The sequence below is a fragment of the Peteryoungia aggregata LMG 23059 genome, assembly GCF_030814435.1.
Lineage (GTDB): Bacteria > Pseudomonadota > Alphaproteobacteria > Rhizobiales > Rhizobiaceae > Allorhizobium > Allorhizobium aggregatum.
In genome coordinates this window covers 25,546-40,703 of sequence record NZ_JAUSUW010000008.1, presented here as the reverse complement: position 1 = coordinate 40,703, position 15,158 = coordinate 25,546, and the positions used below count along the sequence as shown (strand labels likewise).

16 protein-coding genes are annotated in these 15,158 nt (G+C 61.6%); 8 read left to right on the top strand and 8 right to left on the bottom strand.

The genetic code is table 11. The annotated features are described in order from the left end of the window. Nucleotides 1-260: 260 nt before the first annotated feature. Nucleotides 261-1,730, bottom strand: coding sequence for a xanthine dehydrogenase small subunit (gene xdhA, locus J2045_RS14580; RefSeq protein WP_307373989.1), 1,470 nt, complete (start codon nt 1,728-1,730; stop codon nt 261-263). A gap of 25 nt (nt 1,731-1,755) precedes the next feature. After that, nucleotides 1,756-2,529, bottom strand: coding sequence for a 3-hydroxybutyrate dehydrogenase (locus J2045_RS14575; RefSeq protein ID WP_307373987.1), 774 nt, complete (start codon nt 2,527-2,529; stop codon nt 1,756-1,758). 234 nt (nt 2,530-2,763) lie between these two features. Here J2045_RS14575 and J2045_RS14570 point away from each other — a divergent pair, with 234 nt between their 5' ends. Then, nucleotides 2,764-3,810: an LLM class flavin-dependent oxidoreductase gene (locus J2045_RS14570; protein ID WP_307373985.1), complete on the top strand. Its 1,047-nt coding sequence runs from the start codon at nt 2,764-2,766 to the stop codon at nt 3,808-3,810. Between the two features lie 41 nt (nt 3,811-3,851). Continuing rightward, nucleotides 3,852-4,604 carry a type I methionyl aminopeptidase gene (map, locus tag J2045_RS14565; RefSeq protein ID WP_307373983.1) on the top strand — a complete coding sequence of 251 codons (753 nt, stop codon included), beginning with the start codon at nt 3,852-3,854 and terminating at the stop codon, nt 4,602-4,604. A 27-nt stretch (nt 4,605-4,631) separates the two neighbouring features. On the opposite strand, the gene J2045_RS14560 is transcribed toward map, so the two are convergent. After that, nucleotides 4,632-4,868, bottom strand: a complete 237-nt coding sequence (locus tag J2045_RS14560; RefSeq protein WP_166602217.1) for a hypothetical protein — start codon at nt 4,866-4,868, stop codon at nt 4,632-4,634. Between the two features lie 138 nt (nt 4,869-5,006). On the opposite strand from J2045_RS14560, the gene J2045_RS14555 reads away from it, so the two are divergent. Both J2045_RS14555 and sbmA read left to right on the top strand, forming a co-directional pair. Beyond that, nucleotides 5,007-5,387, top strand: coding sequence for an HVO_A0114 family putative DNA-binding protein (locus tag J2045_RS14555; RefSeq protein ID WP_307373980.1), 381 nt, complete (start codon nt 5,007-5,009; stop codon nt 5,385-5,387). 165 nt (nt 5,388-5,552) lie between these two features. Beyond that, a complete protein-coding gene (sbmA, locus tag J2045_RS14550) occupies nt 5,553-6,839 on the top strand; it encodes a peptide antibiotic transporter SbmA (protein ID WP_307373979.1) in 1,287 nt (428 codons plus the stop codon). A gap of 114 nt (nt 6,840-6,953) precedes the next feature. On the opposite strand, the gene J2045_RS14545 is transcribed toward sbmA, so the two are convergent. Continuing rightward, complete coding sequence (locus J2045_RS14545) at nt 6,954-7,109, bottom strand: hypothetical protein (RefSeq protein WP_307373977.1); 156 nt, start codon at nt 7,107-7,109, stop codon at nt 6,954-6,956. Nucleotides 7,110-7,174: 65 nt separating this feature from the next. Beyond that, the gene (locus J2045_RS14540) at nt 7,175-8,194 is read right to left on the bottom strand and encodes a polysaccharide deacetylase family protein (protein ID WP_307373975.1); all 1,020 of its coding nucleotides are present in this window, start codon (nt 8,192-8,194) and stop codon (nt 7,175-7,177) included. A 129-nt stretch (nt 8,195-8,323) separates the two neighbouring features. Between J2045_RS14540 and J2045_RS14535 the strand changes: the two genes are divergently transcribed. The 3 genes from J2045_RS14535 to der all read left to right on the top strand — a co-directional run bounded on the left by J2045_RS14535 (nt 8,324) and on the right by der (nt 11,146). After that, complete coding sequence (locus tag J2045_RS14535) at nt 8,324-8,902, top strand: NnrU family protein (RefSeq protein ID WP_307373973.1); 579 nt, start codon at nt 8,324-8,326, stop codon at nt 8,900-8,902. Between the two features lie 108 nt (nt 8,903-9,010). Beyond that, entirely contained in the window at nt 9,011-9,682 is a 672-nt protein-coding gene (locus J2045_RS14530) for a tetratricopeptide repeat protein (RefSeq protein ID WP_307373971.1), read from the top strand. Between the two features lie 36 nt (nt 9,683-9,718). Continuing rightward, on the top strand, nt 9,719-11,146 hold the full coding sequence (der, locus tag J2045_RS14525; RefSeq protein ID WP_307373969.1) for a ribosome biogenesis GTPase Der: 1,428 nt from the start codon (nt 9,719-9,721) through the stop codon (nt 11,144-11,146). Between the two features lie 10 nt (nt 11,147-11,156). Here der and J2045_RS14520 read toward each other — a convergent pair whose 3' ends face one another. Further along, on the bottom strand, nt 11,157-12,251 hold the full coding sequence (locus J2045_RS14520) for a glycosyltransferase family 4 protein (RefSeq protein WP_307373967.1): 1,095 nt from the start codon (nt 12,249-12,251) through the stop codon (nt 11,157-11,159). 182 nt (nt 12,252-12,433) lie between these two features. Here J2045_RS14520 and bglA point away from each other — a divergent pair, with 182 nt between their 5' ends. Continuing rightward, a complete protein-coding gene (gene bglA, locus J2045_RS14515) occupies nt 12,434-14,092 on the top strand; it encodes a beta-galactosidase BglA (protein WP_307373965.1) in 1,659 nt (552 codons plus the stop codon). On the opposite strand, the gene J2045_RS14510 is transcribed toward bglA, so the two are convergent. Next, nucleotides 14,093-14,881: a potassium channel family protein gene (locus tag J2045_RS14510; RefSeq protein WP_307373964.1), complete on the bottom strand. Its 789-nt coding sequence runs from the start codon at nt 14,879-14,881 to the stop codon at nt 14,093-14,095. A 9-nt stretch (nt 14,882-14,890) separates the two neighbouring features. Further along, the gene (locus J2045_RS14505) at nt 14,891-15,157 is read right to left on the bottom strand and encodes a Txe/YoeB family addiction module toxin (protein WP_307373962.1); all 267 of its coding nucleotides are present in this window, start codon (nt 15,155-15,157) and stop codon (nt 14,891-14,893) included. Nucleotide 15,158: the final 1 nt, after the last annotated feature.

Here is a 15,158-nt window from a genome sequence, read left to right as displayed (position 1 = left end):
CGCGGGGATGCCGCTCGGCCTCACCCTCCCCTTGAGGGGGAGGGTCGGAGCGCAGCTCCGGGGTGGGGTGATGTGCGTTACATTTCCATCAATTGATGCGGCAGAACTCGTGGCCCGGATCACCCCCACCCGCCGCTTCGCGGCGACCTCCCCCCTCAAGGGGGAGGTGGGCAGTCGGCCAGCGGCCACTCTCCCCCCTTGTGGGGGAGATGTCGGCGGAGCCGACAGAGGGGGGTAACACCAAAGCAAAGCAGTCCCCATCACGCCTCCTCCACCGCAAAGCGCTGCAATTCTTGCGGCATGCCGGACACTTCCAGAAAAAACCGCGTCAGCAGGTTCTTCGCCGTCAGCTGGCGGTATTCCGCCGTGGCGCGCCAGTCGGTGAGCGGCTTGTAGTCGAGGTCGAAGGCGTCACGGGCGGCTTCCACCGCGGCATGCGTGAACGGCTTGCCGTAGAGCGCGGCCTCGACCGACCGCGCGCGTTTCGGGGTGGCCGCCATGCCGCCGAAGGCGATGCGGATATGGGTGACGATACCGGCCGCATCGGTTTCGAGGTGGAAGGCGCCGCAGAGCGCCGAGATGTCCTCGTCGCGGCGCTTGGAGATCTTGTAGACGGCGACATGGCTATCCGCCTTCGGGCGGGGCAAAAACAGGCTTTCGACGAATTCGCCCGGCTGGCGGTCCTGCTTGCCGTAGTCGATGAAGAAGTCCTCGAGCGGCATGGTGCGGGTGCCCGAGGCAGAGCGCAGGGTGACGGTGGCTGACAGCGCGATGAGCGCTGGCGGGCTGTCGCCGATCGGCGAGCCGTTGGCGACATTGCCGCCGATCGTTCCCATGTTGCGCACCTGCTGGCCGCCGATGCGCTCGATCAGGCGACCGAAGGCGGGGATTTCCTGGCGGAGCGCTTCGAAGGCATTGGTGTAGCTGACGCCGGCGCCGAGCGTGATGCCTTCTGCTGTCACCGAGATCTGCTGCAGCTCTTGCAGATGGTTGATGAAGACGACCGGGTCCAGCACGCGCATCTGCTTCGTGACCCAGAGCCCGACATCGGTCGCACCGGCGACAACGGTTGCCTTGGGATGGGCGGAGAGCGTTTCGGCCAGACCTTCGACGCTGCCGGGCACAACGAGGCGGCGGCCATCGGGGCCGGTGATCGCGATGGTTTCGCGGGTCGAGATCTCTTCCAGCCGCGCGATGATGTTGGCGCGCTCGCGTTCCAGCGGGTCGAAGAGGGCCGACGGTCTGACATGGCCGACCTGTTCGGCGGCCTTGACGATCGGCTCGTAACCCGTGCAGCGACAGAGATTGCCCTGAAGCGCGCGCTCGATCTCGGCACGGCCAGGGTTTTCCGAGGTCAGCCAAAGCCCGTAAAGCGACATGACGAAGCCCGGCGTGCAGAAGCCGCATTGCGAGCCATGACAGTCGACCATGGCCTGCTGCACGGGATGCAGCGTGCCGTCCTTGGCGGCCAAGTGCTCCACGGTCACGACATGGGTGGCGTTCAGCGAGCCGACGAAGCGGATGCAGGCATTGACCGTCTCATAACTCAGCCTGCCACCGACGAGACGCCCGACCAGCACCGTGCAGGCGCCGCAATCGCCTTCCGCACAGCCTTCCTTCGAGCCCGTCAGCCGGCGCTTCAGGCGCAGGAAGTCGAGCAGCGTCTCGGTCGGGTCGAGGCTGGAAAGGGCGACATCTTCGCCGTTCAGGATGAAACGAATGCTGGTCATGAACTGCCTTTTCCTGCGGGGCGCGTTACTGCGCGGTCCAGCCGCCGTCGATCGAAATAGAGGTGCCGGTGATTTGCCTGGCCGCGTCGCTGGCGAGGAAGATGGCGGTGGCCGCGACCTCCTCGATGGCAACGAATTCCTTCGTCGCCTGCAGACGCAGCATCACGTCCGTCTTCACCTGTTCCTCGGAAATGCCACGGGCCTTGGCCGTATCGGGGATCTGCTTTTCGACCAGCGGTGTCAGCACATAACCGGGGCAGATGGCGTTGATCGTGATGCCGAACTCCGCCAGTTCCAGGGCGACCGACTTGGTGAGGCCCATGATCCCGTGTTTGGCTGCGACATAGGCCGATTTGTAAGGCGAGGCCACCAGCGCATGCGCTGAGGCGACATTGATGATGCGGCCCTTCTTCCTCGCCTTCATGCCGGGCACGGCAGCGCGAATCGTATGGAAGGAGCTGGTCAGGTTGATCGCGATGATCTGGTCCCATTTGTCGATCGGGAAATCCTCGACCGGCGAGACATGCTGGATGCCGGCATTGTTGACGAGCACGTCGACATCGCCAAAAGTCTTTTCCGCTGTGGCGATCAGGTCGGCGATTTCGGTCGGCTTGGTCATGTCCGCGCCGTGATAGATCGCCTTGCCGCCATGGGCCTCTAGCGCCTTGCGGTTGGCTTCGATCTCGTCAGCCGGCCCGAAGCCGTTGATGACGAGGTCCGCACCCTCGGCGGCAAAGGCTTTCGCGATGCCGAGCCCGATCCCGCTGGTCGATCCGGTGACGACGACGGTTCTTGCCATCTCATTCTCCCTTGTCTCAGGCCTGCTGCGACGCAATAGTTTTGTCGAGGTTATGCCCAAAGGCAGAGCACTGGCAATCGCGATTTTGGCGCAAGACTGCTTCGCCGAAACGGAGAAAGTCTCAAGCTGCGCCCCGCTTGTTCTCCGCTCCGAAACAGTCCGTCACCCCCGCGCAGTTTGCAGGAGCGCACGCGACCCTCTATCTCTGGCACAACGATACAGCGAGAGAGACCCATGGAACTCGGACTTTACACCTTTGCCGATGTCGATCCCAATGCCGCCAACAAGGGCGCGGAAGCCAAGCGCCGCGTGGACGAGCTTCTGGCCGAGATCAAGCTCGCAGACGAGGTCGGTCTCGATGTCTTCGGCCTCGGAGAACATCACAGGCCTGACTATATGGCCTCTTCGCCAGCCACGATCCTGGCGGCTGCTGCCGTGCAGACGAAGAACATCCGGCTGACCAGCGCCGTTTCGGTTCTCTCCTCGGATGATCCGGTGCGCGTCTTCCAGCAATATGCGACGGTTGATCTGCTTTCGAATGGCCGCACCGAACTGATGGTCGGTCGCGGCTCCTTCATCGAGAGCTTCCCGCTCTTCGGCTATGATCTCGAAGACTATGACCTGCTGTTTGCCGAAAAGCTGCAGCTGCTGATGGAGATTCGCGAGAACGAAGTGGTGACCTGGGAAGGCCAGACCCGCAAGCCGATTCAAGCGCGGGGTGTCTATCCGCGTCCGCTGCAGGATCTGCTGCCGCTGTGGATCGCGATCGGCGGTACGCCGCAGTCGGCGGCGCGTGCCGGTTATCTCGGCCTGCCGCTGGCGCTCGCCATCATCGGCGGCGAGCCGCATCGCTTTGCGCCCTTCTTCGATCTCTATCGCCAGAGTGCCGCCAAGGCCGGTGTCGATCCCGCCTTGCTGAAGACCAGCATCAACGTGCATGGCTTCATCCATGACACCACGCAGTCGGCGGCTGATATCTTCTATGCGCCGCAGGCCGTGGTGATGGACCGGATCGGCCGCGAGCGCGGCTGGGGTCCGACCAACCGGGCGCAGTTCGATGCCTCGCGCGGTCCGCGCGGTGCGCTCTTCGTCGGTGATCCGGAAACGGTCGCTGAAAAGATCGTCGCCATGCATGGCATTTTCAAGAACGACCGCTTCCTGTTGCAGATGGCGATCGGCCCGATGCCGCATGTCGAGATCATGCGCGGCATCGAGCTCTACGGCACAAAAGTCGCGCCGCTAGTTCGGAAAGCGTTGACGGAGACGGCGTCTGCCGCCTAAGGCAGCGCTCATCCCCGCCGCAAAGCCGTTGAAGGACCGCCATGATCGTCGAAACCGAAGAGGACCTTACGCGTCTGAAAGACATCGGGCGCATCTGCGCGACGGCGGTGAAGACGATGGCGGCGGCGCTTGAGCCCGGCATCACGACGCGGGAGCTGGATCTGATCGGGCGGAAAGTGCTCGAGGACAACGGTGCGCAGTCGGCGCCGGAACTCTGTTACCAGTTTCCCGGCGCCACCTGCATCTCGGTCAATGAAGAGATTGCCCATGGCATCCCGGGCGACCGGGTGATCAAGGCCGGCGATCTCGTCAATATCGACGTGTCGGGCGAAAAGCTCGGCTATTTCGGCGATACCGGTTCGTCCTTCATCGTGCCCCCGGGCACGGCCAAACTCGAAAGGCTGCTGCGCGACGGCAAGCGGGCGCTTTGGGTCGGGCTGAACCAGGTCAAGACCGGCCGGCCGCTGGCCGATATCGGCAATTCGATCGGCGCCTTTGCCAAGAAGAGCCGCTACACGCTGATCACCAATCTCGCCAGCCACGGCGTCGGCCGCTCGCTGCATGAGGAGCCGACAGAGCTTTCAACCTGGCCGGACCCGGACGAAACGCGGATGATGGAGGAGGGGCTGGTGTTTACCGTCGAGCCGTTCCTTTCGCTCGGCGGCCAATGGGCAGAGGACGGCGACAAGGACAACTGGACGCTCTACAGCGAGCCGCGGGCGCCGACCGTGCAGTTCGAGCACACGATCGTGGTGACGAAGAACGGCCCGCTGGTGCTGACGCTCGCCGATTAAGGCGAGCGCCTTGGCTTCTCTTCCGTCTTAATCGGCCTTCGAAAAGCCGACCGCGACGCCCTTCTTCTTGAAATAGGACTGCATGATCTTGCGGCCCTGGCGGTTCGACTGGGCGAGCTTTGAAGGCTCGAACACGGCTTCCTTCACGCCTTCCTTCGCCATTGCGGCCTTCAGGGCGGCAATATGGAGGTCGATCTCTTCGTTGTCGTTGTTGATCGAGGTGTAGATGTTGTCGATGGCCTGCTGCAGGCTGAGGTCGCTCATTTGGCACTCCTGAAAAAGCTTTGCGACTTCCCTAGCGAATTTTGGGCAGGAGGCAAGGATAAGCTAGTTAGCGGCTTGCAGCTGGACGAAGTTGGCCACATGCTGGTGCGAACAAGCGATATTCTTGAGGCTCGATCGATGAGAAGAGCAGTCATCCAGATTCGCAGCGACGCCGATGAGATCGCGGCCATCGGCGCCATGGGCCAGCGTTTCGCCGACGTCTGGAACCAGGGTGCCAAGGGGCCTGACGCGCCTTTCGTTCTGATTTTTACCTCGGCCTCCCAGCTCTTTTCCGTCATTTCGCCGAAGCGCTGGGAGCTGATCGAAGGCCTGCAGGGGCTTGGGCCCTCCACCATTCGTGGCCTCGCCCGGGCTCTCGGTCGCGACGTGAAGCGGGTTCATGAGGACGTGTCGACCTTGATGGATTGGGGGCTCATCGAAAGGGATGAAACGGGAAGGGTTGCCGTTCCCTTTGACGAAATCGAGGCCGACTTCATTCTCAAGGGAGCGGCTGCGTGACGGTCACGCTTCGGAGCGACGTTCTGCGCTAGACCTAACCTTACAGACCCTTAATTTTCGCGGGGGTAATTCCGCCACAATTTGGCGATGCCATTGCTGGACGGAACCTTCTGCCCTAGGTTCCCGCTGGTTCTACAGGACTTCTCCCACACGAAGGTTTCCCGCGTGTTTCATTCCTTCTTCCCCCGCCCCAAGCTGTTTTTCACCTCGGCCGCTGTCTGGACGCTCGTCTGCATCATCGTCTGGTATACAATCGGCCCGCAGATGGGTGCCGCGATCGGTTTGCCACCGCTGGCCGAAGGGCAGACGCCGCCAGTCGGGCTCGCCTTCTTCTTCACACCCGACAATCTCTGGTTCTATCTCTACTTCACGGTCTTCGTCGGTGTCTTTGGCTTGGCCTGGCAGGTGATCGCCAAGGACCACCCCTGGTCCAAGTGGTCGATCTGGGGCTCAGCATTTCTTGTCTTCATCGCTTACTTCATCGTGCAGATTTCGGTTGCAGTGAATAACTGGCGGGGACCCTTTTTCGACCTTTTGCAGATCGCAATCACTGGTGAAGGCAACCGCGCAGAGAATGCTGCAGGTCTATATCTCCTGCTTCGGCAGTTTCTGGAAATCGGTATGGTAGGTGCAGTGATGACGGTGGTTACATCGTTCTTTACTAACCACTATGTTTTTCGCTGGCGCAATGCGATGAACGACTTCTACTTGTCTAAGTGGGACAGGCTGCGTCACATTGAAGGTGCGTCGCAGCGTGTTCAAGAAGACACCATGCGGTTCGCAAACATCTTAGAAGGTCTCGGGGTCAACCTAGTCAACTCGGTGATGACCTTGGTCGTTTTCTTGCCGATCCTGTTTCGTATGTCTGAGCATGTAAGCGAACTACCCCTAATTGGTGCGGTTCCTCACTCACTCTTTTGGTTGGCGGTCGGTTGGTCGAGCTTCGGTACTGTGCTTTTGATAGTTGTCGGCATCAAGCTGCCTGGCTTACAGTTTCGAAACCAACGTGTTGAGGCGGCGTTCCGCAAAGAGCTGGTCTATGGCGAGGACCACGCGGACCGCGCAAATCCTGTTACCGTGAAGGAGTTGTTTGCTAACGTCAGAAAAAATTACTTTCGGATGTATTGGCACTATACATATTTCAACTTTGCAGCATCCTCATACTCGAGATTCGATGCTGTTTTTCTGCTATTTATTCTTGTTCCAACATTTGTTTCGGGTAAGATTACCATGGGGATCTGGCAACAGATCGCCACGGCCTTCGGTCAGGTGACGGACAGCTTCCAGTATCTGGTCAGCAATTGGTCGACGATCATCGAACTCTTGTCGATCCACAAGCGTCTTGTTGCCTTCGAGGCCGCCATCGATGGCGAACCTCTGCCGGCAATCGACCAGCGTTATCTTGAGCGCGAGGCTGCCGAAGGTGAACTCGCAGCCGATCGTCCCTACTGACGTTGCGGCAGATCACACGCACGACAAAGGCCGCGCGGGGTAACCGGCGCGGCCCTGCTGTTTGATCCGGATAATGGAGATAGCCCGTACCGTTTCGGGAAGGGCGGTGTCAGGTCATACGGTATGCCCGTGCATCACGATCTGTATTTCACCTGCATTGCGTAGACCGGCATAGGCCTCCGGCTGGGTGAAGAGCGACAGGCCGATGGCAACGGCGCCGATGGTGGCAGCGATCACGCAGGCGCAGGCGAGGAGGAAAAGGATCTTCATGGATTACCCCGAGGTTTATCCGTCCATATCGGGTGTCGCGGGTCTCAAGTAAATGCGTCATGCGATCACATCGCGCCGGGCGTTCCGGCAGGTGCATCACTCCGGTCTTCCAGCATGTCGAGCGCTTCCGAATAGGTGACGCAGGCGACATCGGGGCGGGGGCAGACTTCCGCCACCAGCCGCTCCATCGCTGCCCAATAGGCGCCGCCGTTCATGGTGACGAAGTGCAGGCCGATCTGCAGAGGGATGCGGTCGCCGTTGTATTGTGCCTCGAAGGCTTGCTTGAATGCCTTGTAGCTGCGCTCGGCGAATTCATCGCCCTTCGATGGATGGTCGATGCCGGCGGAATGGCGGATGAAGAGATTGTAGTCCATGGCGATGATGCGTCGTGCCTCCGGCCCCTCCGGGATCAGCGGCAGGCCGAAGCGGGCAAGTCCGCCTTTCCTGACCGGTAGCACCGGGTCATGGGTCACCACGCTCGCATCGTAGCGGAAGCCATGCTCGCGCTCGGCCTGGAACAGGCTGTCGGGGGCGGAGAGATAAGGCGCGCGAAAGCCTGTGATGCCGTTTTTCACGAAGTTCGCCCAGTCCTTTGGCTCGCGATCGCTAAGGCCATTGTCCTTCCAGGCGTTCAAGAGAACCCGATCGAAGGTCTCGAATTCCGTCAGCCACTCGGCCTTTGTCCAGTCCTTGCCGTCGAAGTGTCCGCAGGTGTGGCTGGCGATTTCGTGACCTTCGTTTCTGGCGTTCCAGATGTGGTCGAGCCTGACCGCAACCTCGTTCGCATCCGTCGCGAAACCGATGTTCGAGCGGCCGGCCTTGATGCCCGGCGCCTTGTAGTCGCTAGCGCGGGCGCGCGGGATCAGGGTGGTGCAGGAGAGGAAATAGGTGAAATGCGCATCTGCACGCTCGGCGATGGCGCGGCTTCGCGCCCAGAGCCTCACATCATGCGCACCGTCGAAGGAGATCATCAGGATCTGGCTCGGCTTTGTGCCGTCAGCGCTTTTTGCCGCAGGAGCGGGCTGTTGCGCTGTCGCAGTCGTCGCGGAAAGGGCAAGGGAAACGGCAATCAAAGAACGAAACATCAGCAAACACCCGGCAATCAATTCGGTGTGTTGCCTCCCATCCAAATGCGGCGAAGCTTTGAACAGGCTGGATATTCGAACGTCAGACCAGTAAGGCTTTGGGCAACTCGACCCGAAAGGTTCTCACTCATGACACTTCTCATTCTTGGTATCATCCTGTTTCTGGCCACGCATCTGATCCGCGTCGTCGCGCCCGGTTTTCGGGTCTCGATGATCGGCCGCTTCGGCGAGACCGGCTGGCGGGTCATCAATTCGGTGATGAGCCTCGTGTCACTGGTGGTCCTGATCTGGGGCTATGCCACGGCACCCGTCATCAATCTCTGGTTCCCGCCCATGGGCATGAACCATCTGACGACGACGCTGATGCTGTTTGCCATGATCTGTCTGGTCGCCGGCTTCCTGCCGGCCGGGCATATCGCCACCAAGACCAAGCATCCGATCGTGCTGTCGATCAAGATCTGGGCTGCCGCCCACCTGCTCGCCAATGGCGACCTCGCCTCGGTGCTGTTGTTCGTGGCGCTTCTGGCCTGGGGTGTGGTCCTGCGCATCAGCTACAAGCGCCGTGTGCGGGCGGGCGAGCTTGTGCTCAAGCCCTTCGTATCGGCACGCTGGGATGCGATTGCCGTTGTCGGCGGCATCGTCGTTTGGGCCGTCATCACCATGTGGCTGCACAAACTGTTGATCGGGGTTGCACCGCTTGCCATGTGACGGCTTAAGCCTGTTGGCGGTTTTCCCCTTACAAGCGGGCAAAAATCGGCTAGAAGGCCGCTCACGCATGAGACTGCATCGAAAGGCCGGCATCGTCCGGGGATATGAATGGTTGATCAGAACGACAGCTTTATCCGCGAAGTGAACGAGGAGCTCCGCTCCGACCAGGTGCGCAACGCCTGGAAGCGCTACAGCCGCATCATCATAGGTGCTGCCGTGGTCATCGTCCTCGGCACGGCTGGCCATCGCCTCTGGACCCATTGGGACTCCACCCAGGCCTCGGATGCCGGCGACAAGTTCCTTGCAGCACTGACGCTGGCCGATCAGGGCAAGCGCGATGAGGCGGAAGCCGCATTGCAGGCGCTCGAACAGGACGGCTACGGCGCCTATGGCATCCTCGCCCGTTTCCGTGCGGCCTCGGTTCTCGCCGAAAAGGGCGATCCGGCTGGCGCCGTTGCCTCGTTCAAGACGATCGGCGATGATGCGTCGATCCCGGATGCCGTGCGCAACACTGCCAAGGTGCGCGCCGCATGGCTGCTGGTTGATACCGGCACCTATGATGAAGTTTCTGCCATGGTCGAGGCCATGGCGACGCCGACTAATGCCATGCGCCATGCCGCCCGTGAAGCGCTGGGTCTCGCCGCCTACAAGGCCGGCGACATGACCCGTGCCCGCGAGTGGTTCGAGCAGATCGTCGAAGACGCGGAAGCACCGCGCAATGTTGCCAACCGCGCCCAGATGCTGCTCGACAACATCAAGGCCTCCGGCAAGGCTCCGTAACAACAAGGCCATCAAGGCCGGAAAGCTAGCGTTCCCATGAGTTTCACAGTCGCCATCGTCGGGCGCCCGAATGTCGGCAAGTCCACGCTTTTCAACCGTCTGGTCGGAAAGAAGCTGGCGCTTGTCGACGATACCCCGGGGGTTACCCGCGACCGTCGACCGGGCGATGCCAAGCTCGTGGACCTGCGCTTCACCATCATCGATACCGCTGGTCTCGAAGAGGCAGGGCCTGAGACGTTGCAGGGCCGCATGCGCGCCCAGACGGAGATGGCGATCGACGAGGCGGATCTGACGCTCTTCGTCGTCGACGCCAAGTTCGGCCTGACGCCCGTCGATCAGACGCTTGCCGAAATGCTGCGCCGTCGTGGCCGGCCTGTGGTGCTGGTCGCCAACAAGTCGGAAGCACGTGGCTCGGATGCCGGCTTTTACGATGCCTATACGCTGGGTCTTGGCGAGCCGGTGCCGATCTCGGCTGAACACGGCCAGGGCATGATCGACCTGCGCGACGCGATCGTCGAGGCCATCGGCGAGGAGCGGGCCTTTCCCGAGGAAGAGGACGTTGCCGAGACGGATGTCCTTCTTCCCGAGGACGGTGACCTGGAAGGCGAAGAAGACGAGGCCGAACCGGAATATGACGAGACCAAGCCGCTGCGCGTGGCGATCGTCGGTCGCCCGAATGCCGGCAAGTCGACGCTCATCAACCGCTTCCTTGGCGAAGATCGTCTGCTGACCGGCCCCGAAGCCGGTATCACGCGCGATTCGATCTCTGTCGAGTGGGACTGGCGCGGCCGCACCATCAAGATGTTCGACACCGCCGGCATGCGCAAGAAGGCGCGCGTGCAGGAGAAGCTCGAAAAGCTCTCCGTCGCCGATGCGCTGCGTGCTATCCGCTTTGCCGAAACCGTGGTCATCGTCTTCGATGCGACCATCCCCTTCGAAAAGCAGGATCTGCAGATTGTCGACCTCTGCCTGCGCGAGGGCCGCGCCGCGGTGCTTGCCTTCAACAAGTGGGATCTGGTCGACGACCCGCAGGCCTTGTTGACGGAACTCCGCGAGAAGACCGAACGGCTGCTGCCGCAGGCGCGCGGGATTCGCGCCGTGCCGATGTCGGGCCAGACGGGCTATGGGCTGGAAAAGCTCATGCAGAACATCATCGACACCGATAAGGTGTGGAACAAGCGCATCTCGACTGCCAAGCTCAATCGCTGGCTCGATGCCGTCACGACCCAGCATCCGCCACCGGCGGTCTCCGGCCGTCGCCTGAAGCTGAAATACATGACGCAGGTCAAGGCCCGTCCGCCAGCCTTCATGATTTCTTGCACGCGTCCCGATGCGCTGCCGGAAAGCTATGTGCGCTATCTGACCAATGGTCTGCGCGCCGATTTCGACATGCCGGGCGTGCCGATCCGCATCCATTTCAAGGCGGGCGAAAACCCGTTCGAGGGTCGCAAGAGACGCCGCTGATTTCAGCGGCTTACTCGGTGGCAGGACGTCCGTGGGCGTCCAGCTCTGCCGGGCGAGTTCCGAAGCGCTGCCTGAGGCCCCGCTTGCGGCGCTGCTCCTTGGCTTCCACGACATTGTCGAAGAACTGCTCGGTCGCCGCTTCCCAGGAATAGGTTTCGGCCAACCTGCGGGCCGACGCCGGCGATGCTTGCAGCGCTGCGATGCAGGCGATCTGCAGATCGTGGTCGAGTACTCCGGCATTGGAGCCTGCCGGAATGATGTCGATCGGCCCAGTGACCGGGTAGCCAGCGACGGGAACGCCGGAAGCGAGTGCTTCCAGGATCGTATTGCCGAAAGTGTCGGTTTTCGATGGGAAGACGAAGACATCGGCTTCTGCATAGGCGCGGGCGAGATCTTCGCCATGCTTGACACCAGTGAACAGCACATCCGGATAGCGCGCTTGCAGGTCGGCACGAGCCGGACCATCCCCCACCACCACCTTCGAGCCGGGCAGATCAAGATCGAGAAAGGCCGGCAGGTTCTTTTCGACCGCCACACGGCCGACCGTCATGAAGATCGGACGGGGCAAGCCGAAGGGTTTCTCCGACTTTTCGCGCGGGTGGAAATTAGCGGTGTCGATGCCGCGGCTCCAGAGGCAGAGATTGTTGATGCCACGCGCTGAAAGCTCCCGGCGCAGGCTTTCGGTTGCCACCATGCAGGCGCCGCCGCGATTGTGGAACCAGCGGACAAAGGCATAGAGCCAGGAGAGTGGTACAGGCAGGCGGGCCGCCACATATTCCGGAAAGCGCGTGTGATAGGTTGTCGAGAAGGGACGCTTGTTGCGGATGCACCAGTGGCGCGCCATCAGGCCGAGCGGGCCTTCTGTCGCGATATGCACATAGTCCGGCTGCTGTGCTTCGATCATGCGGCCGATGCGGCGGGGCGAGGCGAGGGACAGCCGGATCTCCGGATAGGTTGGCATGGGAATGCTGCGGAAGGGCTCGGGCGTGATCATCGAGACCTCGACGCCCAGCTTCTTCAGCTCGCGATTGGTGGTCTCGATGGATCGGACGACCCCGTTCACCTGCGGGTGCCAGGCATCGGTCACGATGGTCAGTTTCGGCATGGCGCGCCCGCCCTCATCCGAACGGCCGCGAAAGCGGCGATTCTGCTTCACAAGCTCTGCCACGCCTTATGGGAGGGGAACATTACAGCTTGATGTCAGCCCTGAGACGGGTCGTTTGACATTGGGCGCCGAACCCGATTGCTTGAGGGGCGACCCGTCGATTCCCGCCGAAGGACCTGCCCATGACCAAGTCTCCCGCCAAGACCGCCCGTTCCCATTCTGCCGACTGGTGGCGCGGGGCCGTGATCTATCAGGTCTATCCGCGTTCCTTCCAGGACACGGATGGCGATGGCATCGGCGACATCAAGGGCATCATCGAGCGGCTGCCTTACATCGCGGCGCTTGGGGTGGATGCGATCTGGCTGTCGCCCTTCTTCACCTCGCCGCAGGCCGACATGGGCTATGACGTCTCGGATTATTGCGATGTCGACCCGATGTTCGGCACGCTCGCCGATTTCGACCAGATGATGACGGAGGCAAAGCGGCTCGGGCTGAAGGTCATCATCGACCAGGTGATCTCTCACACCTCGGATCAACATCCCTGGTTCAAGGAAAGCCGGGCGAGCCGCGACAATTCCAAGGCGGACTGGTTCGTCTGGGCCGCCGCCAAGCCCGATGGCACGGCACCGAACAACTGGCTCTCCGTCTTCGGCGGCCCCGCCTGGGAATGGGATGGGGTGCGCAAGCAATACTACATGCACAACTTCCTCGCCTCGCAGCCGGATCTCAACTTCCACAATCGCGAGGTCCAGGACGCGGTGCTGGATGCCGTGAAGTTCTGGCTGGAGCGCGGTGTCGACGGTTTCCGCCTCGATACGGTCAACTACTATTTCCATGACAAGGAGCTGAGGGACAATCCGCCCCATGCGCCAGACAGCGAGGAGGCCGGGCTCGATGCGCCCGACGTCAATCCTTACGGCATGCAGAGCCATCTCTATGACAAGACCCAGCCGGAGAATATCGAGTTTCTCAAGCGCTTCCGGGCACTGCTCGACCAGTATCCGGATCGTACGACGGTGGGCGAAGTCGGTGACGGCGCACGCTCGCTCAAGACTGTGGCTGCCTATACCTCCGGCGGCGACAAGCTGCACATGTGCTACACCTTCGATCTGCTGGGGCCGGACTTCACGCCCAGCCATATCCGCCACTGCGTCGACAGTTTCCAGAAGCAGGTGAAGGACGGCTGGGTCTGCTGGGCCTTTTCCAACCATGACGTGACGCGGCATGTCAGCCGTTTCGTGCAGGACGCGGGTGAGCGTGAGACGGTGGCGAAGATCGCGGCCTCGGTGCTCGCCACGCTGCGCGGTTCGATCTGCCTCTACCAGGGCGAGGAGCTTGGCCTGCCCGAGGCTGAGCTTTCCTTCGAGGATCTGCGCGACCCCTATGGCATTCGGTTCTGGCCGGCTTTCAAGGGCCGTGACGGGTGCCGCACACCGATGGTCTGGGACAAGACCAAGAGCCAGGCCGGTTTCTCGACCGCAAAGCCCTGGCTGCCGGTCTCGGCGGAACATCAGGCGCTGGCCGTGGATACGCAGGAAAGCGACGCGGCTTCGGTGCTTGCCCATTACCGGGCGACGCTTGCCTTCCGCAAGAGCCATCCGGCGCTGATCGATGGCGACATGGAGTTCCTGGCGACCAATGAGGATGTGTTGGCCTTTACCCGGTCCAAGGGTGAGGAACGGCTGTTGTTCGTCTTCAATCTCCGGCGCGGCCCGCAGGAAATTGGCATTCCCGCTGGCATCAAGGTCAAGGAGGCGGTTGCCGTCCCGGGCTTGTCCGGTCGGCATGTCGCGACGGAAATCCATCTCGGGCCGCTTGATGGCTTCTGCGCGCGGCTGTGATCACATCCCCTCATCGGGAATGTTCAGCACATGGCCGCAGGCCTTGCAGTGTACGGCATCCGCATCATGCCGCTGCAATCCGCATTCGGGGCAGGGGAAGGTGACCTTGTAGGGCCTGACGATGGCCTGGGCGAGCCGGACGAAGAGCGAGATGCCGATGATCATGGTGACGATCGAGGTCAGCTTGCCGAAGGTGCCGGGAAGCGTGATGTCGCCGAAACCCGTCGTCGTGACCGTGGCGACGGTGAAATAGAGCGCGTCGATGAAGCCGCTGCCTGCATCCTCGGCATAGAAGAAGAAGGTGTAGACGAAGCCGGTCACCAGAAAGAGGAAGACGAAGAGGTTGAGGAAGGCGGTAACGACATCCGTCTGTTCCTTCAGCCCCAGCCGGTTCAGCATCAGCTTGAAAACCGGACGTTGGGCGACAGCCCAGATGCGGGCGACGCGCAGGAAGGCGAAGTTGAACAGAAGATGCGGGAAGAGCAGCGTGCCGAGCACGAAGAGGTCGATCCAGGTCATCGGCCGCAGCAGAAAACCCCGCGTCGTGCGTGACGCCCCCCACTGGGCCAGCATCTCGATCGCGATCCAGGCGGCTATGGCGTAATCCAGAATGAGATAGCTCGGCCGGTCTCGGATATAGGGCCCGGCGAGGAAAAAGCCGATGATCGCGAGATCGATCACCATCAGCGCGAACTGGAAGCGGATGGCAGCCGTGTCGCGGCCGTCATAAAGGCGCGCCAGATGCTGGCGGAGGGGAGTGGGCTGGCGGTTCTCGATATCGGACGCCATGGAGCCTCGTTAATAGTGATAGCGGCATTGGAGGATGACGAGCGTCTGATCCTCACCCATGCCGACAACGGCGTAGACAATCCGATGTTCCCGAGTGATCCGGCGGGACCACATACCCTTCAGCGTGCCCTTTAGAGGTTCTGGTTTGCCGATGCCCTCGAAGGGGTGCCTTACCATGTCGCGGATCAGTTCGTTGATCCGTGCCAGTATCTTTCGATCGGCTTCTTGCCAGTGAATGTAGTCAGCCCATCCATCCGGCGCGAAGGCGATCCGCATA